A 24,015-nucleotide genomic window follows, 5' to 3' on the forward strand; every position below is an offset into this window, starting at 1 on the left:
AACACGCCACCAGAAGCGGCCCCCCGGTTGGGACCGGGGATGGGGTGAAGGGCAGCGCGACTCACCGAGTTCCGACTACCGTGGCCGAGCCGGACACACCGCGCGCTCGCCAGGTCATCCGGGCCACGCAGGAGAATCACCATGAACCACGCACAGACCCACACCTCACAACCACTCGCACGCAGTTTGCTGTGGCTCGTCGCGCTCGCGTTGCTGGCGAGCGCCTGGGAGGCCAGCGCCGGCAACATCAACTGGGGCAAGCAGGAGTCGCCGCGGATGTACAGCCAGTACGCCGCCCACCGGCAGCTCGTCGGCCCCGTGGATACCCACTTCATCGGGAGCCCGCCGGCCAGTTGCTGGGCCAGCCCGACGTACCTGATCGGCGGGTTTGGGCCGCCGGAGACGATCACCGCCGTACACCGGGCGCGGCACCTCGTCCCGGTGTGCCCGGGTGAGACCGCTCCGGCTCCGTGGTGGACGCCGCCGCCGATCTCACCGCCGGCGGTCAACTGGGGCACAACGTTCGCGGGTGCCCGCGGCAGCGTCATCCATCCCGGGCCGCCCAACCACGCCGACAATTTCCTGGAAGTGCTCGGCGCGGCCTACCGCTGGGGCATCCTCGGCGGCTACGCCTACGCCTCGATCGGGTTCCACGACCCGATTTGCGAGTCACGCTGGTGCACGCTGACGGGCGACCAGGTCGTGCCGCCGGTGCCGGACCCGCCGCCGGACACGCTGCCTCGGCTGTGCATTAGCGCGGTCGCGGTCGACTCGCACCTGGGCGTGTTCGCCCTGGTGATCGTCGCTCAGAACATCGAGCCGGCGGACTTGCTGGGGGCGGAGATTCACATTGGGGCAGTTGGGGAGAACGGCCCGGGGATCTACTGGTTGGGGAGCGGCCTGGAGTGGGAGAATCTGAACGGGGACGGGCTCGCCAAGGTCGTACTGGAGGAACCCTTCCCGATGGAGTTCTATCCGGCGTTTGTCGCGGAGCAGATGTACATCTCCCTCTATACGATGGAGTACCCGGAGGGAGCCCTGCGCGGGCAATTGCTCGCCCTGCCCGTGGCCTACATCGCGGGCGACGTGAACTGCGACGGCGAAGTCAGCTTCGCCGACATCAACCCGTTCGTGCTGTACCTGTCCAACTTCGACACCTGGCAGAGCGAATATCCCGACTGCCCGCCAGAAAACGGCGACATCAACGGCGACGGCGAGTTCCCGTCGTTCCGCGACATCAACGCCTTCGTGAGCCTGCTCTCGCAGTAGGTCACGAAGCTCAGCCGGCCGCAGCGCCCGTAGCTCCCGCGACGGGCGCTGCGTGCTTTTGCTCGCGGCGCCTGCCGTTCTCGCGTACAATCCGTATTGGCGGAGTGGGCCAGGCGACCGCTGTCGGGGCGACCCGGCAGAGGAAAGTCCGAACTGGACAGGGCACGGTGATGGCTAACAGCCACCGGGTGCGAGCCCAGGGAAAGTGCCACAGAAAAGATACCGCCGGCGGGGCGGTGGCTTCGCCACCGCCGTGACAGGGTCGAATGTAACAAGGTGACAATGTGTGCGTCCCTCGGCTTGTTGGATGGTCCTCGGATTGCGGACGGGCTCACTCTGTTACTCTGTCACGTTGTTACCTTATCACCTCCCCGCCGGTAAGGGTGAAATGGTGCGGTAAGAGCGCACCGCGCGGCCGGTGACGGCCGTGGCAGGGTAAACCCCACCGCCAGCAAGCCCAAATAGGGGGCGATGAGCCGGCCCGGCTCGTTACCAGCCCCGGGTAGGGCGCTTGAGCCCGTCGGTAACGGCGGGCCTAGAGGAATGGTCGCCATCCGCCTCAAGCGGAAACAGAATTCGGCTTACTGGCCCACTCCGCCGAATTTCCCGCCCGCCGCTGTCAGAATCGCACTCCCGGAGGGATAGGCACAGTTGGAGACCTGGCCAACTGGCGCTCAGAACCACGGGTGACACTTCGATCCGCCAACTGAGCCCCAAGTGCCGAGCGTGCGGAAGCCGCGAAAGCACGGCCGCGCGCCGCTGGCCAGCGGAATTCTAATTGAAACGCCAGGGTGCCGATCGGTATTTTGAAGTATTGGTCAGAACGCGAATCGCACGGGACCGCGTTCGGAAGGAGTGGGAAAGCTCAATTACGGGTAGGCCGGTGGTCGCCCGCGCAGGTCGCCACTGGCGCTGCTGGAGGGTTCGCGATGTACACGGTGACACAATTGGCTGCGCGCGCGGGGCGCGCCCGAGCTCTGCTGACCGGCTTGGTCGTATGTGGTCTGCCATTCACGACTCTGGCCCAAGTGCACATTTTCACGACGGATACGCTGATCGCCGACGGCGACACGACCTGGGACGGCTACGACATTGTCGTGCAGGGCTGCACGGTGACGATTAACGGCGCCCATGCGTTCAACTCCGTCACGATCGAGCGTAGCGCAAGCAACCAACCCGGCACCATCACACACGCCGCCGGTTTCTCGAACGGCACGGTCAACGGCATGCACCTCACGGTGGCCGGTGACGTGCTGATCCAGGGCTCCGATGGTGCGCTCGTCGCCAGCCTGCTGACGGCTACGGCCCGCGGGTTCGGTCCGCACACGGGGCCCGGGGCCGGTGTGCTCGGTGTGAACTTCGGCAGCGGTGGGGGCTACGGTGGTCATGGGGGGCGTGCCCATGAGGGGCAGGCCGGCGGCGGCGTGTACGGCCTGTTCATGCAGCCGACCGAACTCGGCAGCGGTGGCGCCGGTGACAACGACAGCTATAACCAGCTGGGCGGCGCCGGTGGCGGAGCGGTACACCTCGTGGTGGGTGGAACCCTCACCGTGAATGGTCAATTGCGCGCCGACGGCGGAAACGGCGCCGCCGGCACCAGCGAGTCCGCCGGTGGCGGTTCGGGCGGCAGCCTCTGGATCGAGGCGGGGGCATTGACGGGGACCGGGACCATCGCAGCCCGCGGCGGCAACGCGGGCGACGCGCGGTCCGGCGGTGGCGGCGGCGGCCGCATCGCGGTCTACTCCGATAACGTCACGTTTGGTGGCATCGTCAGTGCGTGCGGCGGTACCGGCTACGTCCGCGGCGGCGCCGGGACACGCTTCAGCAAGAGCTCGGTCCAGCTCTATGGGGACCTGCGCATTGACAACGAGGGTGCTGCCGGTGCCATCACTGACCTGCCCGCGCCGATCTCGACGATCGACGGGCTGACGGTGGCCGGCGCGGCGATACTCGACCTCCCCGGCGCCACGACCCTGACCATCACAGACCTGAGCGTCCTGACCGGCGGCGTCCTGACGCACCGGGCCGGAGAAGCCGGATTCCTAATCGATGCCGCCGGCGACGTGTACATCGCTGAGGACGGTTGCCTGAATGTGAGCGCCCGCGGATATGGCCCACACACAGGCCCCGGGGCCGGCGCGCTTGGCCCGAGTTTCGGCGGCGGTGGCGGCCACGGCGGCTATGGCGGTAGCAGCAACGGAGGACAGGCCGGCGGCAGTGTATATGGCTCGTTCACTCAACCGGTCGAACTCGGCAGCGGCGGCGCCGGGGACAACGACTCCTACAACGAACCGGGTGGCGCGGGCGGTGGAGCCGTACACCTCATCGTTGGCGGGACCCTCACCGTGGACGGCCAACTGCTCGCCGATGGCGGAAACGGTGAAAGCGGCTACAGCGAATCGGCGGGTGGCGGATCAGGTGGGAGTATCTGGATCGAGATGGGCTGGTTGACGGGGACAGGGACGATCGCGGCGCGCGGCGGGAACGCGGGTGACACGCGGTCCGGCGGCGGTGGCGGCGGCCGCATCGCCATCTACTGCAGCAACACCGCGTTCACGTTTGGCGGCACCATCAGTGCCTGCGGCGGCACGGGCTACATTCACGGCGGCGCCGGCTCGCGCTTCAGCAAGGCCGCGCCCCAACCGCACGGGGACCTGCTCCTTGACAACGACGGCACAGCCGGCGCGATCACGGACCTGCCGGTACCAATCCCAACCGTTGACGTGCTGACGGTGGCCGGCGCGGCGATACTCGACTTCCCCGGCGCCACTGTGTTGAGCGTCACAGACCTGAACGTGCTCTCGAACGGCATCGTGACCCATCGTGCCGGAGAGGCCGAATTCCAGATCGATGCAGCCGGTGATGTGGTTATCGCAGCGGACAGTCGCATCGATGTCAGCGCCCGCGGATACGGTCCGCACACGGGGCCCGGGGCCGGCACGCTCGGCCCGAGCTTCGGCGGCGGCGGGGGCTACGGCGGCCACGGCGGCAGCAGCAACGGAGGACAGGCCGGCGGCGGCGTCTACGGCTCATTCATTCAGCCCGCCGAACTCGGCAGCGGCGGCGCCGGGGACAACGACGGCTTTGACGAGCTGGGCGGCGCGGGCGGCGGAGCCATACGCCTTACCGTTGGCGGAACCCTTACCGTGGATGGCCAACTGCTCGCCAATGGCGGAAACGGTGAAAGCGGCTACAGCGAGTCGGCGGGTGGCGGCTCCGGCGGTAGCATCTGGATCGAGGCAGCCACGCTGGCAGGCACAGGCACGATCGCGGCCCGCGGCGGGAATGCGGGTGACACGCGGTCGGGCGGCGGTGGCGGCGGCCGCATCGCCATCTACACTTGCGATCAACGAGTGGATCCCGCGCAGATTGTGGTGACAGGTGGCAGCGGCTGGCAGGGAGGCGGATCCGGCACGGTGACGCACGTATCCGCTTTCATCGCCATTACCCAACAGCCGGTCGGTGGCATTGTCTTCGCCGGAGATCCACTCCAGCTCTCCATTGCGGCGGACACGACGCAGGGCACACTGACGTATCAGTGGCGCCGGGACCAGACGGACCTGAGTGATGACGGGCATTACGCGGGCGTCCAGACCGAGACGTTGACGGTCGCGGCGGCGGCGCTCAGCGACCAGGGCTACTACGACGTGTGGCTGACCGACGATTGCGGCATGCAGCTCAGCCAGAGTGCGTATGTGATCGTCCCGCCGCCCGGCGATGTGACCTGTGACGGCGTGGTCAGTTTCGCCGATATCAACCCGTTCGTGCTCGCGCTCAGCAATCCAACGCTGTATGAGCAGCTGTGGCCGCAGTGCCGCCTGCTCCAGGCCGACTGCAACGGGAATGGCATGGTGGACTTCCGTGACATCAACCCGTTCGTGGCGCTGCTGACGGGTAAGTGAGGCGCACCCGCGTCTATCACGGGCTCCAAGCCACGGGCCGGGCAGCGCATGTTGGCGCTGCCCGGCCCCGCTTGCTCCCCGCCCGCACTGACGCGATAGTACGCGCAGCGAGACGCGGAGGATCCCGCGCCCGCCGGCCCGCGCGGGCCACGTCGACAAGGATGTCATGTTCCGCCGACGCCTGACCTGGTTCTGGGTTCTGCTAACCGGCCTTGCGCTGGTGATCGTGGCGCGCCTGTGTCAGATCCAGGTCGTGCAGGCGGGCGAGTATCAGCGGCTGGCGGACCGCATCCTGACCCGTCGTCCGGACTACATCCCCGCCCCGCGCGGCGCGATCCTCGATCACAGCGGACACGTGCTGCTGGTGGACGAGCCCACCGCCGACATCTGCATCCACTACGGCGCGCTCACGGTGCCGCCGCAGGCGGACTACCTCCTGGAAGCGGCCCGCGCGTTGAAGCGGCGCGGCGACTATCCCAGTGATGCGCGGTTGAGCGACATTGCCGCGCATCTGCCGGTCGAGATCGAGGAGATGTGGTGGCAACTATCCGGCCTGACCGGCATCCCGCAGCCCGAGTTGCGGGCCAGCGCCCGGCAGGTTGTCGCCCGGGTGCAGCGCTGGCGCGCGGCCAGCGGCCAGCCCGTCATCCGCGAAGAACGCCAGCTTCTGCCGGTCATCGAGGGGATTCGCAACGCCGTCGCCGTGGATGTGCGTCTGAAGATGGGCCGCTACCCGTGGCTGCGCGTCGTGCCCAGCGCGCGGCGCGTCGCCCGCGACGCCGACGCCGTCGCCCACGTGCTCGGCCGCACGGGTGCCGCCAGCCCGGAACTTCTTGCCGCTGACCCGCTGCGTGGCGACGAGTTGCGCGGTCTGCGGGCCGGCGACCGCTGCGGCGTGTCGGGTATCGAGCGGCTGGCGGAGACCTCGCTGCGTGGCCAGCGCGGTCGGATCCTGATGGACTACGAGTGGCAGGAACGCGAGCGCAGCGAGCCGATCGCGGGGCACGACGTGCACCTGACGATCGATCTGCCCCTGCAGAAATACGTCGTGGAACGGCTGGAAGAGGCGGTCGGGCAACTGCCGGAGCGCCTCCGGGCGGGTGCCGCGGCTGTCGTCATCGACGTGGCGACACGCGAGGTGCGCGCGCTGGCGAGCTATCCGTCCTACCGCTACGACGACTTCGACGCCGATTACGCGGCCCTGCAGCGCGACGCCCGCCGCCTGCCGCTGCTCTTCCGCGCCGTACAGGCCCAGTACCCGCCCGGATCGATCTGCAAGGCCATCACGCTGGTCGGCGGACTGACCGAGGGAGTGATCACGCCGGCGACGCGCTTCCACTGCACCGGCCATCTGCTCCCGGACAAGCCCGATCGCTTCCGCTGCTGGATCTACAGCCAGTACGGCATCACCCACGATTTTGAGGAGCCGGAAGGCCAGAACAGCGAGGACGCGGTCCGCAACTCATGCAACATCTACTTCTTCCGCGTCGGCGAGCGCCTCGGCCCGGACCGGCTCTGCGACTGGTTCGCGCGCTTCGGCCTGGGCCGGACCACCGGCAGCGGGCTGATCGAAGAGAGCACGGGCATTGTCCCCACTGGCGAGTGGCTGCAGCGCGTCGCCGGCCGCGCACCCCAGACATCCGACGCATGGAACTTCGCGATCGGCCAGGGCGAGGTGACCATCACGCCGCTGCAGGCCGCCAATGTCGCCGCCACGATCGCGGCCGGGTCTTGGCTGCCGGTGCGCCTGGCCTACGACGACAGCGGGCATGCCTGCGGCGCACCGGTCACACCGCCGGTCACGTTCGACGAGGGCCACATCAGCGTGCTGCGGCGCGGCATGTGGCGGGTGGTGAACGAGCCAGGCGGGACGGCCGCGCGCTACGCCGCCCTGGACCGCGGCGACTATGAGCTGTGCGGCAAGACCGGCTCGGCCCAGACCGTGCCCCGCCCTATCACATATCGCTATACATTCGAATGGCTGGACGGGTACCGCGAGGAAGCGATCGCCTACCTGGAGGATGACGCCCGCGCGGTGCTGCCCGCGCGCGGCGACGAGCAGCCGCGTTGCGTCGGCCGGCATGCCGCCGAGCGCTTCCCGAGCCTGGAAGAGGGGGAGCGCCTGCCCGCCCATGCCTGGTTCATGGGCTTCACGCAGCCCGCGCGCACGCCGCGCGGCGCCCGTCCCGCGGGTAAGGTCTACGCCATCAGCGTGCTGCTCGAATTCGGCGGCAGCGGCGGAGCCGAGGCCGGTCCCGTGGCGAAGCAGATCGCGGAATATCTCCTGCAGTGAGGCGCGGGTAGGCCCGATGCTCGACCGACAAGTCCTGAACCTGACGCGACTCGGCTGGAGCCTGGCGGTCCCAGTGGTCTTCCTGGCGGCGGTGGGGCTGAGCTGCATCCACGCAACGGAGCGCGACCCGACCCCGGGCGCAGCGGCGGCGGCCGCCCGCTACGCGGGGGAGGAGCGTGGCTGGCTGCTGCGGACCTATGACGCCCTGGGCCCGATGACCGTCCGCCAGCTCGTGTACCTGCTCACCGGCACGGGCCTGCTGCTGCTCGTCCTCGTGCCGAGCTACCAGAAGATCGGGCGGTACGCTTACCCGGTGTACGGCATCACGATCCTGCTGCTACTGCTGCTGTTTGTCGATCGGTACGTGGACTTGCCGCTGATCCCGGTGCGGAACAACGCGCGGCGCTGGATCCAGTACGGGTTCTTCACGCTCCAGCCGTCGGAATTCATGAAGCTGGCCCTGGTCCTGGTGCTCGCGCGCTACCTCCGCTTCCGCAATTCGTACCGGCGCTGGTGGGGTCTGGCGCCGCCGTTCCTGCTCAGCGTCGTGCCGATGGTGCTGATCCTCAAGCAGCCTGACCTGGGCACGATGCTCATGCTGCTCCCGGTGCTGTTCGCGATGCTCTTCGTGGCCGGCGCCCGGATGCGACACCTGCTCGTGATCATCGTGCTGGGCACGCTGACGCTGCCGGCGTTCTACTACTTCGGCATGAAGCCCTATCAGCGCGAGCGCATCGAGGTGCTGTTCCGGCAGCACACGACCGACGAAGCCTGGCACATGGACGCGGGCTATCAACTGCGGCAGTCGAAGATCGCGCTGGGCACGGGCGGCCTGACGGGCACCGGCTACGGCGCTGGTATTTTCGTCCAGTACAAGGACCTGCTGCCCGAGGAGCAGAACGACTTCATCTTCGCCATCATCGGCCACCAGTGGGGCCTGGTCGGCGGCCTGCTGGCGATCGGCGCCTACGTGCTGATCATCGTCTTCGGCCTCGAGGTGGCCACCGTGACCAACGACCCGTTCGGACGGCTGCTGGCCGTCGGCGTGGTGGTCATGATCGCCGTGCAGGCCCTCCTGAACATCTGCATGACGATCGGGCTCGCTCCGATCACCGGCATGACGCTGCCGTTCGTCAGTGCCGGGGGCAGCAGCTTGTGGGCCAATTTCCTCGCGCTGGGCCTGCTGGTGAATGTCGCCCAGCGGCGCCCCCTGCTGATCGCCCGCCCGCCTTTCGAACATGGCGACGATTGACGCCGCGCGGTCCCTGACCGGGCCGCGTCACTTCGCCCCGATCGCCAGCCCGATCTTGTCCACCAGCGCGGACGCCGTGTACGGCTTGTGCACGAAGCCCGCGAGCGGCGCATCGGCGAAGTGCAACGCCGCCTCCTGCTCGCTGTAGCCGGTCGACACGATCACTTTCACGTCCGGCCGGATCGCCAGCAGGCCGCGGAACACCGCCTCCCCATGCATGCCCGGCATGTTCATGTCGAGCAGCACCGCGTCGATCTCGTCGGCGTGCGCCTGGAACACTTCCAGGCCGCGCTGGCCATCCTCCGCCGTCAGGACCCGGAGGCCCCGACTGCTCAGCACGGCGTCGACGACGTCGCGAATTTCCTCCTCGTCATCGATGACTAGCACCGTCGAGCCGCGTGGCAGCCCCGCGCGCCGTCGCTCCGCGATCGCCCGCTCCGCCTTGGCCGCGATCGCCGGCAGCAGCACGCGAAACACCGTGCCCACGCCCGGCTCACTCCTCACCGTGATGGCGCCACGATGCGCCCGCACGATGCCGAGGATCGCCGACAGGCCGAGCCCGCGGCCGGCGAACTTGGTGCTGAAGAACGGATCGAAGATGCGGCTCAGCGTCTCTTTCGACATGCCGCAACCGGTGTCACTCACCTCCAAGCAGACATACAGCCCGGGCACCGGCTGCTGGTCCGCGAACTCGCTCGCGACCCGCTCTGCCGAGAGCTCCTCCGCCCACGTCGCGACCGAAACCTTGCCCCCCTGCTCGCCAATCGCCTCGGCCGCGTTGATCAGCAGGTTCATGATCACCTGCTGGATCTGCCCGCTGTCCGCCCGCACGAGCGGCAACCCCGCGGCGGTGTTGATGTGCAGATCGACGTTCTTCGGGACGGCGGCCACCGCGAACTCCGCCATCTCCTGGACGAGGTTGTTCAGGTCCATGATCTGCACGTCGCACGTCGCACGGCCCGCATAGGCCAGCATGCGCTTGGTCAGGTCCGTGGCCCGCCGGCCGGCGTTCACGACGCGCTCCAGCAGCGGCTGCAGCGGCGATTCCGCCGGGAGCCGCTCCTGCGCCAGCGACGCGTTCCCCAGGATGCCCACCAGCAGGTTGTTGAAGTCGTGCGCCACGCCGCCCGCGAGCACGCCCAGGCTCTCCAGTTTCTGCGACTGGCGCAACTGCGCTTCCAGTCGCTCGCGTTCGGACACGTCCCGCACCAGCGTCACGACGCCCTGCACGCCGCCGGCCGCATCGGGCAGCACCGTGTTGTGCCATTCGCAGGTGATCTTCTCACCGTCGCGCTTGCGGCTGACCAGCACAGTCCCGGAGCACGCCTCGCCCTTCAGCAGCGCCGCGCACATCTGCGCGAAAGCCGCGCGGCTCTCCTCCGGCACGATCAGCTCAGTGGCCAAGCGCCCTGCCGCCTCTTCGGGCGGGTACCCGAAGATCGTCGTCGCCGCCGGGTTCCACTCGAGCACGCGGAAATCCGCCGACCAGACCACGTAGCCCAGCGGCATGCGCGCCACCAACGACTCGAACCGCGCGTTGGCCGCCTGCACGCGCTCCTCGGCCAGCTTGCGGTCGGTCAGGTCCACCGCGGTCCCGGTACAGCCCACCACGTTGCCGGCGTCGTCGCGCAACGGAATCGCGTTGATGCTGAGGTGCACCACCGCGCCGTCCTTGCGAACGTGCTGCGTGTCAAACCGCAGCCGCGGCCGGCCCGCCCGCAGTTCGGCCAGGACCTGCCGCGCGCGCTCCTGCACGGCGGGTGGCACAAAATCGAGCATGGAGCGCCCGAGCATTTCCTCCGGCTCGTAGCCATAAATCGCCCGGGCGGCGTTGTTCACGAAGGTCCAGCGCCCGTCCAGGTCGACCGACCAGATCAGATCACGCGACGTCTCGACCAGGTTGCGGTACTGGGCCTCACTCTTGAGCAGCGACTGCTCGGCCCGCGCCCGCTCGGTCACGTCACGCGCAAAGCCCGCCAGGAACTTCGCGTCGCCGTCGCGCAGCACGATCACGCAGGTCTCGAGCTGCACGAGGTGCCCGTCCTTGTGACGATGCGACGTCGCGAAGTGGTGCAGGCCGGTGCGCAGATAGCCGCCCCCGTCGCGCAGCGGGCTGGCCACTTCGAGATCCGTCATCTTCAGACGGAGCAGTTCCTCCGGCGCGTACCCCAGCATCCGGCAGAACGCGTGGTTGACTTCAAGGAAGCGGCAGTCCTCACCCAGTAGAAAGAACCCGTCCAGCGCGTTCTCGAGCACGGCGGCACTGCGCTCCGCCTGCCGCGTCAGCTCACGCATGCGCTGCGTCTGGGCCACCCCGGCCGCGCGCTCCGCGGCCACCGCCGCCCGCGCCCGCCACCACAGCGCCGCGAGCACGAGCGACAGCAATCCCAGAGCCAGCGCCGCCCACGCCATCCTGATGCTCCCTGGCCGCCGGCCAAACCGGCCGGCGGATTCCGCTCTGATGCCTGGCGCGCCTCGGCGACCGGCGTCTAGCCGGCCGGTGCCGGCACGGCACCCAGGTCACGGCCGCGCTGTTCGCACGCGACCGCCTCCGCCTCACATCCCGCGCGGCGTAGCGCCTCCGCTTTCTGCAGCCACGCCGCCGCCTCCATACGTACGTTCGAGTGTTGCCGCGCCAACTCAATCCGCTTGTCGGCGCAGCGCAGTGCCTCATCGTGATTGCCCGCCTGGAGGTGCATCTCGGCGATGTACTCGTACGCCCGGCCGAGTCCGTTCCAAAACCGGGTTTCCTCCAGGGCGTTCAACGCCATTGTAAACTCATGCTTCGCGTCTGCAAAATGTCCTTGCTGCGCTGCGCAGCGCCCCAGGTGCATGTGCGTGGTGCCCACGCTGGTCCGACCTTCGGTTTCCCGGGCCAGCGCCAGCGCGCGCTGGTAATAGGACCTGGCTTCGTCGTAGCGCTGTTGCTCGGCGAGGACATTGCCCATCCCATTGTATGGCCCCACCAGCAGCGTCAGTCCACCGTACGCGCGATGCGCTTCAATGGCCCGTAAAAACGCCTTTTCCGCGTCCGCCAGCCGTCCCCGGCGGAAAAGCACGAACCCCAGGTTGTTCGATATTTGCGCGTGCTCGGTCGCGAGACCCAGTTGTTCCGCCATCGCCCCCGCCTGCACGAACTGCGTCTCCGCAGCTTCGTAGTTGCCCCGGAAGTAGTTCATGGCACCCAGGTTTGCGAGCGCCTCGACCTGCCGCCGCACGTCACCCCACTGCCGCGCCAGGGCCTCCTGCCGACGATGATGCACTTCCGCGTCGTCGTAACGCCCGATACGCGCGAGACACACGCCCACGAAGCCGATCGCCTCGGCGAATTCCGGCGCCAACCGCACGGCTTCCTCGCCCAGCGCGATGGCATGCTCATACTCCCCGCGCAGGTACGCCTGCTTCGCCAGCACGAACTTCTCGCGGGCCCCCAGCGTGACCGCCCGCGGACGCTCACCCTCCCGCCGCCCCAGCCCCAGCACGTGCGCCAGCCGCTCGAACAAGGCGCGCTCCAGCTTCGGCAACTCGACCAGCTCCCCCTCGACGCGCGCCACGCGCTCCGGCGTGCCGCGCCCGCTCCGCAGCGCTTCCATCCACAGGATGACACGCTCCCCCGCGCGCTGAAACCGTCCGGTCACAATCGTCGCCGCCCCGACCAACCGCCCCGCCTCGCGCAGCCGCTCGGTGGCTCCGGCGAGGGTGCCAGCCTCCATCCGCTGGACCATGGCCACGAGACCGTCCTGGTCCGCAACGTACACGTCCGGCGCCTCAGCCAGCGCCCGTGACAGATAGTTCGCCACCGCATAGCCAAGCCAATCATCGTCGGGCGTGTCCCGCTCGTTCGCAAAGGGCAGCACCCCGACGCCGCGCGGCTGCAACTTGTCCAGTTGAACCACCGGCCGCCGCCGCACGGACTCATCCGCGGGCAGCTTCAAGCGTGTCGTCAGCTCCGCCGCACTCTCGAATCGCTCCCCGGGTTCAATGGCCAGCAGCCGGAGGAGCACGGCGACCAGCCAGGGCGGAACTTCTTCCGTCAACTCCTCCGGCCACGCGACCCGCTGGCACTGCAGGTCCATGAGCCGCTGAAAAACCTGGCTGCCGGCATGCGGCAGACGCCCGGTGAGCAGATGGAACAGCGCCGCGCCCAGGGAGTACAGGTCTGCGGGTGGCCCCACCTGGACATCCGTGCGAAACACCTCGGGCGCGGCGTAGCCCAGCGTGCCGGCCGGCGAGCCCGCCCCCACGGCAACGTCGACGCGTTCGTGCGCCAGGGTGGCCACGCCGAGGTCCGCCACGCGTACGCGCCCGTCAGTGCCCAGGATGAGATTTCCGGGCTTGATGTCGCGATGGAGTATGCCAGCCCGATGAATGGCGGCCAGTCCGTCGGCCGCGTCGGTGCCGACCCGCACGGCCTGAAGCCAGTTCAGACGTTGCTTGGCCGCGAGAATCTCCGCCAGGTTCACACCATCGACATACTCCATCACGAAGTACCAGACCCCGTGCACCACGTCGCAGTCGAGCACACGCACCACGTTCGGATCATCCACCGAGAATCCGGCGCGCGCCTCAGTGCGCAGACGGCGCACTGCGTTGTCCGCGGCGTCTCCGATGCGGTGCGGGAGAATCTTCACGACGCAGGGGTGGCCGAGGTACTCGTGCTCCGCGAGATAGCTGATGCCGTGCGCACCCTCGCCCAGCCGCTCGATCAGGCGGTACTTGTTGCGCAGCACCCCACCTGGCGCGATGGCCCCTAGCAGCGCCGGCGCGCCCATGAGCGGTCCCCGCGTGACTTGTCTGGGCTGCGGCCGCAGAAACCCGCACGCCCGGCAGCGTTCCAGACGCTCGGTTACCGGCTGGACGCTGTCGCGCTCGCCGCAGTGCCCACACCGGCGGGCTGTCGACTCGACATCCATGGGCGCCTCAGAGCGGGGCAGGGCGCGCGCGGGCTCGCGAACGCCGTGCGAGCGATAAGAATTCTGCCAAGGTGCTTGACATGCATTTATTATCGGTATATTTTACACTTACGAGCGAGTAGCAGTTTCTGCCGGTATGAATTGAATCCGTGTGCGCACCAGCGGTTAATGTGCATGCGGGCCTGTGAGCGTTCCCGGTCGAGCGCCGGCTGGCGTTTATTTCGCCGATGGCTTTCGGCGCATGTGTTTTCATATCAGTGGGTTGCGCGTCTTCAGACGCAAGACCCCAGGCATGGAGAACCGCGATGTACGCCTGTGTCCAAGTCCTCATGAACTTCGTGCTCGATTATCTCGCGTCATTCATCGACAACATCACCTGCTGACCAGCGCTGCGACCATGCTTGAAGTCATTACCGACATCGACGATCTCGTCATCGATCAGCGCTGATCACGTCTGGCGACGGCCAGCAGATCATACGGCCCACTCCTGAGCCGGTCGGCGTATGTGGAACTGAATCATACGCCGGGCGAGTTGACCTGTAGTTCCAGCGACAAGCGTTGTTAACCGCAGCAGCGGCAGGTGTTTATGTGCGCACCGCGGTGCGCCATGCCGCCTGATCGCCAGGTATATACGCCGCGTGCGTCAGCGTCTCGAACGCCGGACGGCAAGCCGAATCCGCTGGCAAGGCGCGCAAATCCACGCTTACGCGCTGTACACGTTCTACCAATCTTTCCAGCCGGCACAAGTCTGCGGCTGAACCGCCGCGCTCCGCCGCCCGCGCCAGGCCGGGCCGCAGCCGGCCCAGCAACGCAGGTCCATCGTCGAGAGCCGCCGCGGCATCCGCGATCCGACCTTCCGCGTACGCCCGGTACGCGTTCTCTGCCAGCCGGACCCAGAGCACCGCCGCGCGGTGCAATTCGGCCACGAAATGCAGCGGGTCACCGGGCGGCAGCGCGGCGTCGGCCTCGTCGCACAGGCGCAGAATCTCATCACCCGGGTGCCCGCACGCCTCGTCGCGCCAGGCCTGCCACAAATAGAACGGGTTTGCGCGGAAAACGAAGGCATCCCGGAATTGCCGCCCGCTTCCGGGTTTCAGCAACACTGATATCCCGGGGATGCGGTTGCCCAACAGCTCCGCAGCGCGAGCATAGCCGGGGCCACCCTCCGCGGCCAGCGCCACGGACCAGTCCATGCCCGCCGTCAGTCGCTGGCCCGCCGCGTAAATCAGGGGCAACACGGTGTCATACGACGAGAAATGCGTGGCGATCCACGTGGTCACGAGCACGCCCAAGGCCCCAGCGGCGCGGGCGTCTGCGGCGTGCTCGTCAACATTCGCTTGCGACTCGCGCAGGAAGCACCAACCAGCAAAGTACGTCTGGAGGGCCGGACAGCAGACCACGTCGAAGCCGTGCCGGCGGAACAGCGCAGTGCTCTCGGCCGGTCGCTGGGTGTACTGCCAGTCGAAGATGACCGTGGCGCGTGGAATCGCCGGCAGGGCCTCCGGGTGCTGCAGCAGCATGTCGCCCCACAGGCACGGCCGCCGGCCACGGTCGAGCACCATCTGGCATAGCGGCCCGAAGTGTTCCGCGTAGAGTCCGCCGGCCCCCACCGCTTTCACCCGCGCGGCACATTGCTTGCATTGGCCGAGCTGGCGCGTCTCGTCGCCGCCGAGGTGCACCCACTCGTCATCAAACGCGGCCAGGGTGTCCTCGATAAGCCCGCGAACGAACGCCGTGCACTCCGGCCGCGTCGCGCACATCTGTGCGCCCCAGCCATCCGTCGGCCCCTCGCTGAGCCACTGTCCGCCCTCTGCGCGCATGAACCCTTCCATGTGGCCAAGCGTGTTGAGGAACGGGACCAGGCGCAGACCGCCGCCGAGCTTCGCGCGGACCCGCCGCAGCAGCTCGGGCGTCAGGCATCCTGGGCCAGCGGCCCACGGTGCCGACGCGTACGCGAAGCGGTGCTCCAGGTAGAGCCCCACCGCGTTGTAGCCCGCGGCGCGCGAGCGCTGCAGCATCTCCGTCAGCACATCCAGACGCGGCGACTGCTCGCGGGCAATATCGTACATCCAGCCGAGGAATTTCATGCCGCGATTCTATGGCGCACTACGGCCCCGCAGGAATGCCGCCCCAGTACCCGACACCCGCTTTTTCCTGCGCGGCGGCCGCGCTGCCGGACAACGGTCGGCACATCTGCCCCGGCCACTCCACCGCTACAGAATCAACATCGCGTCGCCGTAGCTGTAAAACCGGTAGCGCTCCGCAATCGCCGCCGCGTATGCCGCCCTTATCAACTCCGGCGACGCAAACGCCATCACGAGCGCCAGGAGCGTGCTGCCCGGCAGATGGAAATTCGTAATCAGGTGGTCGACGTGGCGAAATCGGTATGGCGGATAGATGAAGATGTCGGTCCACGCCGACTGCGCCTGGTCGATGGCGTCTGCCGCGACGTCCAGCCCTCCTTCCGGCAGCGATTCCAGTACGCGGGCCGCCGTAGTACCGACCGCGACGAGGCGCTGCCCACCGACCCGCGCGCCGCGCAGCGTCGTCAGCGCGGACGGCGTGACCTCGTACCACTCGGCGTGCATGCGATGCTGCGCCAGGTCCTCGGCTTCGATCGGCACAAACGTCCCCGCGCCAACGTGCAGCGTGACGCTCGCGCGCTGCACGCCACGGCGCGCCAGCTCCGCGAGGAGCCCGGGTGTGAAATGCAGGCCTGCCGTCGGCGCCGCCACCGCACCCGGCCGCGCTGCATACACCGTCTGATACCGCTCGGCGTCTGCCGCGTCCGGGGCCCCATGGCCGTTGGCGCCGCGGTGAATGTACGGCGGCAGCGGCGTCTGTCCGACCTGTGCCAGCCAGGCCAGCGGATCGACCGCCGGATCCGGCCGCACCAGCCACTCACCGCGCTCCAGACGCGCCATGATCACGAGCCGCACGTCACTATCCGGCGACAACAGCGCCTCGCCGACCCTCAGCCGCGCGGCCGGCTTGAGCATGACTTGCCAGGCATCGGCCGCAACGTGGAGAAAGAGCCCTTCAATGCGTCCGCCGCTCACGCGCCGACAGAAGAAGCGCGCCGGAATGACGCGTGTGTCGTTCAGCACGAGGCAGTCGCGCGCGGTGAGGTGAGTGCCGATGTCGCGGAACGCGCAATGGGTAATGCGGCCGCTTGCCCGGTCGAGCACCAGCAGGCGCGACGCGTCACGCGGCTCGACCGGCCGCTGGGCAATCAGCTCAGAGGGAAGGTCATACTGCAGCTCCGACAATCGCACGGCAGAAGCACCTGTCATTACACGCGGCCAACTCCCGCACGCCGCATTGGCGGCACCCACTTGCGTAGTTATACTGCATACGGGAGACACGGAGGTCCACTGAAGTAGTGAAGACTCTATGCGTTCACCCCAAATTGACGTAGCCATCAATCTCGATCAGGTCCGTGCATCGGCGGAGGCGATCCGTGCCAAGACGCGTGTCGGATTGATCGCGGTGGTCAAGGCCGACGCGTACGGCCTGGGCGCGCCGGCCATCGGCGATGCGCTCGGGTCCGTCGTCGATGAGTTCGCCTATTTCCGCATCGAAGAGGCCCGCGAACTGCGCCGGCCGGGGCTGACGCTCGGTCCGCCGGACGGCGATCCGGAGGAGTATCGCGCGCTGCGGGTGCGACCGGCGATCCACACGCCCGAGGCCGCCGCGCGGTTCAAAGGTCAGCGTGTCGCGATCAAGGTCGATGCCGGGATGCAGCGGTTCGGCTGTCCGCCGGCGGAGCTCGACGACCTCGTGGCCGGTTGCGATGTCGCGGACTACTTCGCGCACACGACGACCGTGGAGGAGGTAGCGCGCTTGCGGGCGGCCTGCACGGGTCGCGGGCGTCCGATGCACGCCGCCGCGACGAATTTGCTGGACCAGCCGGAGACGTGGCTGGACGCGGTGCGGCCGGGGCTGGCGCTGTATCGGGGGGCGGTGCGTGTGACGGCGCGGCTGAGCTCGGTGCGCGACACGAATGGGCCGATCGGTTACACGGGCGTCGAGTACCCGCGCGTGGGCGTCATCCTGGCGGGCTACAGCAATTTCGTCCGGCCGGGCCCGGTGCTGGTGAATGGCCGGCCGCAGCGAATCCTCGAAAGCGGCATGAACACGTCATACATCTCGGCCGACCCGCGCGACGCGGTGGGCGATGAGGTCGTGCTGCTGGGCGACGGGCTGAGCGAAGAGACGCTGGCGAAAGTCTTCGACAGCCGGCCGCACGAAATCCTGTGCCGCTACACGTCGATGGGCCCGCGGCGGTACGTCACGGCGCGTTCATAGCCCCGGCCCAGGCGCCGTGGCGGGCAGCGACGCCGGTTGTGTGTCTGGAGGCCTGAGGCGGGCAACGACGGTCTCGAGCAGTTCGTTGGGGTCGAAGACGACGGGCTGGTTGTCCGGCAGCGGCCAGAGCCGAATGGTTCCATCGTCGGGTAGCAAGCGCGGCGTCAGGATTCCGCCGGGGGCGGTCCAATCGAAGATGGCGACAAGCTGGTCCGGCCAGTCGGGCATCTGAATGAACCTTGCGGGACCGCGGGACCAGCTGTGGAGGACCAGTTCCGACACACCATCCCGGTCCTCGTCAACGCAGGTCGGAGTTGGATAGCTTCGCGGTCGAGCCGGCCGCAATGCTATGTCTTCATCAAGTATCGCCACGACTTCGTTTGCCGCTGGTCGGACGCGAACCAAGATGATGGAAGAGCGTCTGACCGGGGGCCAGCTGACCAGCACCAGCAACTCAGGATGACCGTCCCGATCCCAATCGCCGGGCGGCGTAATCCATACATCAGACGCCCGCATCATCCCAATTCGCCGTAGCTTCCCATCCACGAAGAACCAAGTAGAAACTGGTCCGTGCTCCCAGCCAATTAAACCCCAAGTCAGGAATGGTGCGCCTGGTCCGGCGGCGGCGTACATCGGATCGTATTCACCCATATACGAACCGGGAAACTGCGCCTGCAATGCGGCGCTCAGCAACTCAAGCCGATGCGATCCCACACTGCTACAGGCCAGTGTGTGGATCACGGCTGGTCGCAGGGCGCGCCACGCGACCGACATCGCTAGTACCAGCGCGAATCCGACTACCAAACGCTGCCAATCGGCACGCGTTGATCTTCGCGGATGCCGGGCCAGGAGGCCTGTCATAGCAGTTCTACCATGGTGTGCGGAAACGCCACTCGCCCCAGCAGATAGCATGCCACGAGGAAGACGACTGCGTTGAGCATGAAGGCGGCGCGTCCGCGCTGAAGCAGGTACGGGTTGACGGCGACACCGGCGGCCCACCAGAGCGCATACGTGATTGCGAGAACAGCCAACGGAACCGCGGGCGCGGAAGTGAGTGCTTGACACGCGAATACCCAGGTGGGGCCGCTTATCGGCCACTCGTTCCAGACGAATCGCGACCAGTGGACCGCGGTGCCAAGCAGGCCGACGACCGGGACGAGGACGCTGCCGTAGAGGCTCCACTTGATGATGCCGCGGCGGGCGGCGGGATGGCGACCCGGAACCAGGGCGCCGAGCGTGCTGCCAAGGGCCGGAAACGTGGCAAGTGCGATGAGCCATGCGGTGAAGGACTGCGCGGACCAGAGCAAGATCCGCGCCGCCGGCGTGTTCTGGGCGGCTTCCACCCGCACCCACGCGGGCATGCTCGGAAAGAGCACTGCCTGCACGGCGGCAGACTGGATTACATCCGGCGACAGCGCCGCGTGCAGGAGGGCGTACAGGGCGACGTGTACGAGCGCCCAGCGGATGGCACGCGGGAACCGGTCGGGGATGATAGTGCCCCGGGCCGCTCGGCACGGGCAACACACGATCGCAAGGACCGTCTTGACGTAGGCCACGGCAAGGTTCCCGCGGTCACGACGATCCCAGCGCAGCCGGCGGCGCGCCCAGCGCCGATACGTCGGCACGGGCGTCGGAAGCTGATTGCCACATTCAGGACAGCGATCTGTCGTCAAACGCCGAAGGCTGTACCCACACTCCGGGCACTCCGGACGCCAGCGCGAGCGACCAAACCGAAGACCGAGTTCCCGGCGGGCCCACCAGCCCGGTCCGACCACGAGATACGCCACCGGCACAATGCAGAGGGCCCAGCCGCGCGCCGACTCGGGCAGTACTTCCACAACGACCGGAACAAAGGGCACCGCCAGCGTGCCCCACAGGCAGTTCCGCCACCAGGCACGTACGAAGCCGAAGAACGTACGCAAACGGCGGGGGACAAATACCCAATAGACGCCCCAGACGAGCACTGCTTCTATCGCGGCAAACTGTGCGGAGAACAGGAACGTGAAGCTCGATGCGAGCCTGACGTCCAGGAACGGGATCGTGATCTCGTCGAGCCGGGGCACGCCGCGGTACAGCCAGGAATCAAGCCATCCGAGCTCCTCCAATGCGACCAGGGCCAGGCCCCCGAGCATCAGTGCATGCCAGGTGACGATGAACAATAGCTGGAGAACCGCGACGCGAACGCCCGTGGTCGCGGGCCGCGCGAAGAATGCGCCCGCGACACTCGCCAACCCCGCGCGCGTGTGCGGGCTTATCTTCACAATGCAGTCCACCGTCGAATCCCGGCCGCTCCGCGTGGGGCACCGGGTCGCGCGTATCGTACCCGACGGCGGCCGGTGGACGGCAGGTCGCAAACCGACGCGACTCGCCCTAGCGCACAAGGGTGGTACGGGCGTCCCGCCCGTCACGAGGGCGGTGCCGGCGGCTCGGCAGTCACAGACGGGCAAGATGCCCGTACCACCCGGGTGGCGGGAATCCCCGGGCCGCCAGAACGCGGCCCGAGCGCCATTGACGCGCCGCAGGGCACCGGCTAATCTGCATTCGCGTTGCAGATTGGACGGACCATGTATTACCCCCGCGCCATGAGTGCGAGCTGTCTGGCCGCGGCCGAGCAGTTCCCCGTGCTGCTGCTCACCGGCCCGCGGCAGGTCGGCAAGACCACGCTCCTACAGCGCCTGGCAGGCAAGCAGCGGCGCTACGTCACACTCGACGACCCCACGCTGCGCGCGCTGGCGCAGAGCGACCCGGCCCTGTTTCTGCAGCGCTACGAGCCACCGGTGCTCATCGACGAAATCCAGTATGCCCCGCAGCTCCTGCCGCTCATCAAGATGATGGTCGACGAGCGGCGCCACCCGGGGCTGTTCTGGCTGACCGGCTCGCAGCAGTTCCACCTGATGAAAGGCATCTCCGAAACCCTGGCGGGCCGCGTCGCGGTCCTGTCCCTGCTCGGCTTCTCGAACCGCGAGCGCCGCCGGCGCGCGGCGGATCTGCCACCTTTCCTGCCGACGGAGGCGTGCCTGCGCGCGCGCGAACGCGCCGCTCCGACGCTCACGCTCAAACGCGCGTACGGCGACATCTGGCTCGGTGGCTTCCCAGCACTCGTGACCAAGGCGGTCCGCGATCGCGACCTGTTCTTCGGCTCGTACCTGCAAACCTACTTGCAGCGTGACGTCAAAGACCTTGCCCAGGTCGGCAACGAAGCCGCGTTCTTGCGCTTCGTGAAAGCCTGCGCCGCCCGCACCGGCCAAATGCTCAATCTGACCGAGCTGGCCCGCGACGTCGACATCGCCCTCAACACGGCGAAAAACTGGCTCTCCATCCTGCAGACCAGCGGCCAGGTCTACCTGCTCCAGCCGTATCACACGAACGTCACCAAACGCCTGGTGAAGACGCCGAAGCTGTATTTCCTCGACACGGGGCTCTGCGCGTACCTGACCGGCTGGTCGACGCCCGAGACGTTGGAGGCCGGTGCAATGGGGGGCGCGAGCCTGGAAACGTATGTCGTCGCGGAGATCCTGAAGAGTTGGTGGAACCACGGCCGGCAGCCACCCGCGTACTATTACCGCGACAAGGACGGCAGGGAGATCGACATGCTGCTCGTGCAGGACCGCAAGCTCCACCCTGTTGAGATCAAGAAGTCGGCTAGCCCACGCCGCGAGTGGGTCCAGGCCTTCGCGGCGCTGGCGCGGCTCCAGCCGCGACCGGCTGCGGGCGGGGTCGTGTGTCTGTGCCGCGAACGCGTGCCGCTGACGGACGCCGTGACAGCCATTCCAGTGGGGCTGCTGTAGACGGCCCGCGCACAGCGAACACACATGGACGGCACGTCGCAAACCGACGCGACCCGCCCTACCGCTCAAGGGTGGTACGGGCGTTCCGCCCGTCACGAGGGCGGTGCCGGCGGCTCGGCAGTCACAGACGGGCAAGATGCCCGTACCCGCCATCTCGCACCGCCGGCTACGAGTGGCGGCGCCGCGAAACGGCCGGTACATTGCGGGCGTCTGGCGGGGCGAGCTTTTTCGCCCCCGACGGCAATACCGGACGTCACGGCGATGAACCAACAACCGAATTCGTACGACCCGGGGGCCAATCACGGAGCCAGCCTGCCTGCCACGCCGGCGCCGGAGCCGCAGCCGCCCACCGCGCTGCTGTTCGAGGTCTCCTGGGAGGTGTGCTCGCAGGTCGGCGGCATCTACACCGTCCTGCGCAGCAAGGCGGCCGCGACGGTCCGGCGCTGGGGCGACGACTACTTCCTGATCGGCCCCTACCGCGAGGCCTCCGCCAACGTCGAGTTCGAGCCGCAGCCGCCCAGTGGAGCGTTGAAAGCGGTCGTCGACGAGCTGGCCGCCACGGGGATCCGCCTGCATACCGGGCGCTGGCTGATCAGCGGGCACCCGCAGGTCATCCTCGTCGACGCCGGCTCCGTAAGCCCGCGCCTCGCCGAGATCAAGTACTACCTGTGGAAGGACAACGGCATCAGCTCGCCGCCCGGCGATTACGAGTTCGACGAGATCGTCGGCTTCGGCAGCGTGGTCGCGGAGCTGCTGACGGGCCTGCGGCGGCATCTGCCGGACCGGGCGATCCTGGCGCAATTTCACGAATGGCAGGGGGCGGCGGCGATCCCCATTCTCAGGCACCGCCAGGCGCACATCGCGACCGTGTTCACGACGCACGCGACACTGGTCGGCCGGAGCTTGTGCGCAGCGAACCAGAACATCTACGACCACCTGGGGCAGATCGATGCCGGCGCGCTCGCGGCGTCGCACGGGTTCGGCCACCGGCACGCGCTCGAAGGCGCGGCAGCCGCGGCGGCGGACGTGTTCACGACCGTGTCCGCGATCACAGGGCTGGAGTCGCAGCAGTTCCTGGGCCGGCGGCCCGACGCGCTGCTGCCGAACGGGCTGAACGTGGAGCGCTTCGCCGCCCCGCACGAATTCCAGGTCATGCACCGCGCGAGCAAGCAGCTCATCCACGAGTTCGTGATGGGACACTTCTTCCCCAGCTACACGTTCGACCTGGACCGCACGCTCTACGTGTTCTCCGCCGGACGCTACGAATACCGCAACAAGGGGCTCGACGTCTTTCTCGAAGCCCTCTACGAGCTGAATCGCCGGATGAAGGCGGACGGGGCCACGGCGACGGTGGTCGCGTTCATCGTGACGCGGGCGGCGTACAAGGCGATCAACGTCGAGACGCTGAACCGCCAGGCGATGTTCAACGAGCTGCGCGACACGTGCGAGCGGATCGAGGAGGACATGGGGCGGCGGCTGTTCCACACCGTCGCGACCGGGCGGATGCCGACGCTGGAGGAGCTGCTCGATGAGACGGCGGCGATCCGGCTGAAGCGCATCATGCACGCCTGGAAGACCGGCGCACTGCCAACGATCGTCACGCACGACTTGCTGGACGATGCGCACGACCCGGTGCTGTGCCACCTCCGTAACCGCCAGCTCTGGAACCTGCCGGACGACCGGGTAAAGGTCGTGTTCCACCCGGAATTCATGTCGGTGACGAGCCCGCTGCTGGGCATGGACTACGACCAGTTCGTGCGCGGCTGCCACGTCGGCGTGTTCCCCTCGTACTATGAGCCCTGGGGCTACACGCCGATGGAATGCGTCGTGCGCGGGATCCCGGCGGTGTCGAGCGACCTGGGGGGGTTTGGCGATTACGTGATGGAGCACTTCCCCGACCACGACGCGAACGGGATGTTCGTCGCCCGGCGGCGCGGGACCAGTTTCCAGGCGACCGTCGGACAGGTGGCCGAGTGGCTGTATGGCCTGACGCGCATGTCGCGGCGCGAGCGGATCGGACTGCGGAACCGCACGGAAAGCCACGGGCAGTTCTTCGACTGGAACAACCTGATCGGCTACTACGTGACGGCCCACAAGATGGCGTTGCGGGCCCGACACCCCTACGAAGAACTGGTGCCCGTCGATCCCGAGCTGGATGTCGAGCCGCGCGAGACGCCGGAGCCGGCTCCCCGGCGGACGGCCAAGCGGCGCGCGGGCGGCGGCCGGCGGAAAGCAGCGGCAGGACGCAGTTGATAACTCCGGCTGCGCACCGGGCTTTCACACAACACGG

Annotated in this window: 14 protein-coding genes and 1 other RNA gene; 9 read left to right on the forward strand and 6 right to left on the reverse strand. The window is 67.9% G+C overall.

The window, feature by feature from the left end:
* Nucleotides 1-141 precede the first annotated feature (141 nt).
* The 5 genes from KA383_18780 (at nt 142) to KA383_18800 (ending at nt 8,716) form a co-directional block, all read left to right on the forward strand.
* On the forward strand, nt 142-1,269 hold the full coding sequence (locus KA383_18780; GenBank protein MBP7748164.1) for a CHRD domain-containing protein: 1,128 nt from the start codon (nt 142-144) through the stop codon (nt 1,267-1,269).
* Between the two features lie 101 nt (nt 1,270-1,370).
* Nucleotides 1,371-1,869: RNase P RNA component class A (gene rnpB, locus KA383_18785), an RNA gene on the forward strand.
* A 329-nt stretch (nt 1,870-2,198) separates the two neighbouring features.
* Nucleotides 2,199-5,171 (forward strand): hypothetical protein, encoded by a 2,973-nt coding sequence (locus KA383_18790; protein ID MBP7748165.1) that lies wholly within the window; start codon nt 2,199-2,201, stop codon nt 5,169-5,171.
* A 166-nt stretch (nt 5,172-5,337) separates the two neighbouring features.
* Nucleotides 5,338-7,464 carry a hypothetical protein gene (locus KA383_18795; protein ID MBP7748166.1) on the forward strand — a complete coding sequence of 709 codons (2,127 nt, stop codon included), beginning with the start codon at nt 5,338-5,340 and terminating at the stop codon, nt 7,462-7,464.
* Nucleotides 7,465-7,480: 16 nt separating this feature from the next.
* Nucleotides 7,481-8,716, forward strand: a complete 1,236-nt coding sequence (locus tag KA383_18800) for a rod shape-determining protein RodA (protein MBP7748167.1) — start codon at nt 7,481-7,483, stop codon at nt 8,714-8,716.
* Between the two features lie 27 nt (nt 8,717-8,743).
* Here KA383_18800 and KA383_18805 read toward each other — a convergent pair whose 3' ends face one another.
* Nucleotides 8,744-11,128: a PAS domain S-box protein gene (locus tag KA383_18805; protein ID MBP7748168.1), complete on the reverse strand. Its 2,385-nt coding sequence runs from the start codon at nt 11,126-11,128 to the stop codon at nt 8,744-8,746.
* A 77-nt stretch (nt 11,129-11,205) separates the two neighbouring features.
* Nucleotides 11,206-13,629, reverse strand: a complete 2,424-nt coding sequence (locus KA383_18810; protein ID MBP7748169.1) for a tetratricopeptide repeat protein — start codon at nt 13,627-13,629, stop codon at nt 11,206-11,208.
* Between the two features lie 184 nt (nt 13,630-13,813).
* Here KA383_18810 and KA383_18815 point away from each other — a divergent pair, with 184 nt between their 5' ends.
* Nucleotides 13,814-14,077, forward strand: coding sequence for a hypothetical protein (locus KA383_18815; protein ID MBP7748170.1), 264 nt, complete (start codon nt 13,814-13,816; stop codon nt 14,075-14,077).
* Between the two features lie 136 nt (nt 14,078-14,213).
* Here the strand turns inward: KA383_18815 and KA383_18820 are convergent, their stop codons facing one another.
* Together KA383_18820 and queA are read right to left on the reverse strand one after the other, a co-directional pair.
* The gene (locus KA383_18820) at nt 14,214-15,716 is read right to left on the reverse strand and encodes a family 20 glycosylhydrolase (GenBank protein MBP7748171.1); all 1,503 of its coding nucleotides are present in this window, start codon (nt 15,714-15,716) and stop codon (nt 14,214-14,216) included.
* A gap of 126 nt (nt 15,717-15,842) precedes the next feature.
* Nucleotides 15,843-16,904 carry a tRNA preQ1(34) S-adenosylmethionine ribosyltransferase-isomerase QueA gene (gene queA, locus KA383_18825; protein ID MBP7748172.1) on the reverse strand — a complete coding sequence of 354 codons (1,062 nt, stop codon included), beginning with the start codon at nt 16,902-16,904 and terminating at the stop codon, nt 15,843-15,845.
* A gap of 118 nt (nt 16,905-17,022) precedes the next feature.
* Here queA and KA383_18830 point away from each other — a divergent pair, with 118 nt between their 5' ends.
* Entirely contained in the window at nt 17,023-17,937 is a 915-nt protein-coding gene (locus KA383_18830) for an alanine racemase (GenBank protein MBP7748173.1), read from the forward strand.
* Here the strand turns inward: KA383_18830 and KA383_18835 are convergent.
* Together KA383_18835 and KA383_18840 are read right to left on the reverse strand one after the other, a co-directional pair.
* Nucleotides 17,932-18,165: a hypothetical protein gene (locus KA383_18835; protein ID MBP7748174.1), complete on the reverse strand. Its 234-nt coding sequence runs from the start codon at nt 18,163-18,165 to the stop codon at nt 17,932-17,934. The two genes, KA383_18830 and KA383_18835, sit on opposite strands and share 6 nt — an antisense overlap.
* A 629-nt stretch (nt 18,166-18,794) precedes the next feature.
* Nucleotides 18,795-20,210 carry a hypothetical protein gene (locus tag KA383_18840; GenBank protein MBP7748175.1) on the reverse strand — a complete coding sequence of 472 codons (1,416 nt, stop codon included), beginning with the start codon at nt 20,208-20,210 and terminating at the stop codon, nt 18,795-18,797.
* 291 nt (nt 20,211-20,501) lie between these two features.
* On the opposite strand from KA383_18840, the gene KA383_18845 reads away from it, so the two are divergent.
* Both KA383_18845 and KA383_18850 read left to right on the forward strand, forming a co-directional pair.
* Nucleotides 20,502-21,725 (forward strand): ATP-binding protein, encoded by a 1,224-nt coding sequence (locus KA383_18845; GenBank protein ID MBP7748176.1) that lies wholly within the window; start codon nt 20,502-20,504, stop codon nt 21,723-21,725.
* 261 nt (nt 21,726-21,986) lie between these two features.
* Nucleotides 21,987-23,978 (forward strand): glycosyltransferase, encoded by a 1,992-nt coding sequence (locus KA383_18850; protein ID MBP7748177.1) that lies wholly within the window; start codon nt 21,987-21,989, stop codon nt 23,976-23,978.
* Nucleotides 23,979-24,015 lie beyond the last annotated feature (37 nt).

It is taken from the genome of Phycisphaerae bacterium, from assembly GCA_017999985.1.
In the GTDB taxonomy this organism is placed as follows: Bacteria; Planctomycetota; Phycisphaerae; order UBA1845; family Fen-1342; genus JAGNKU01.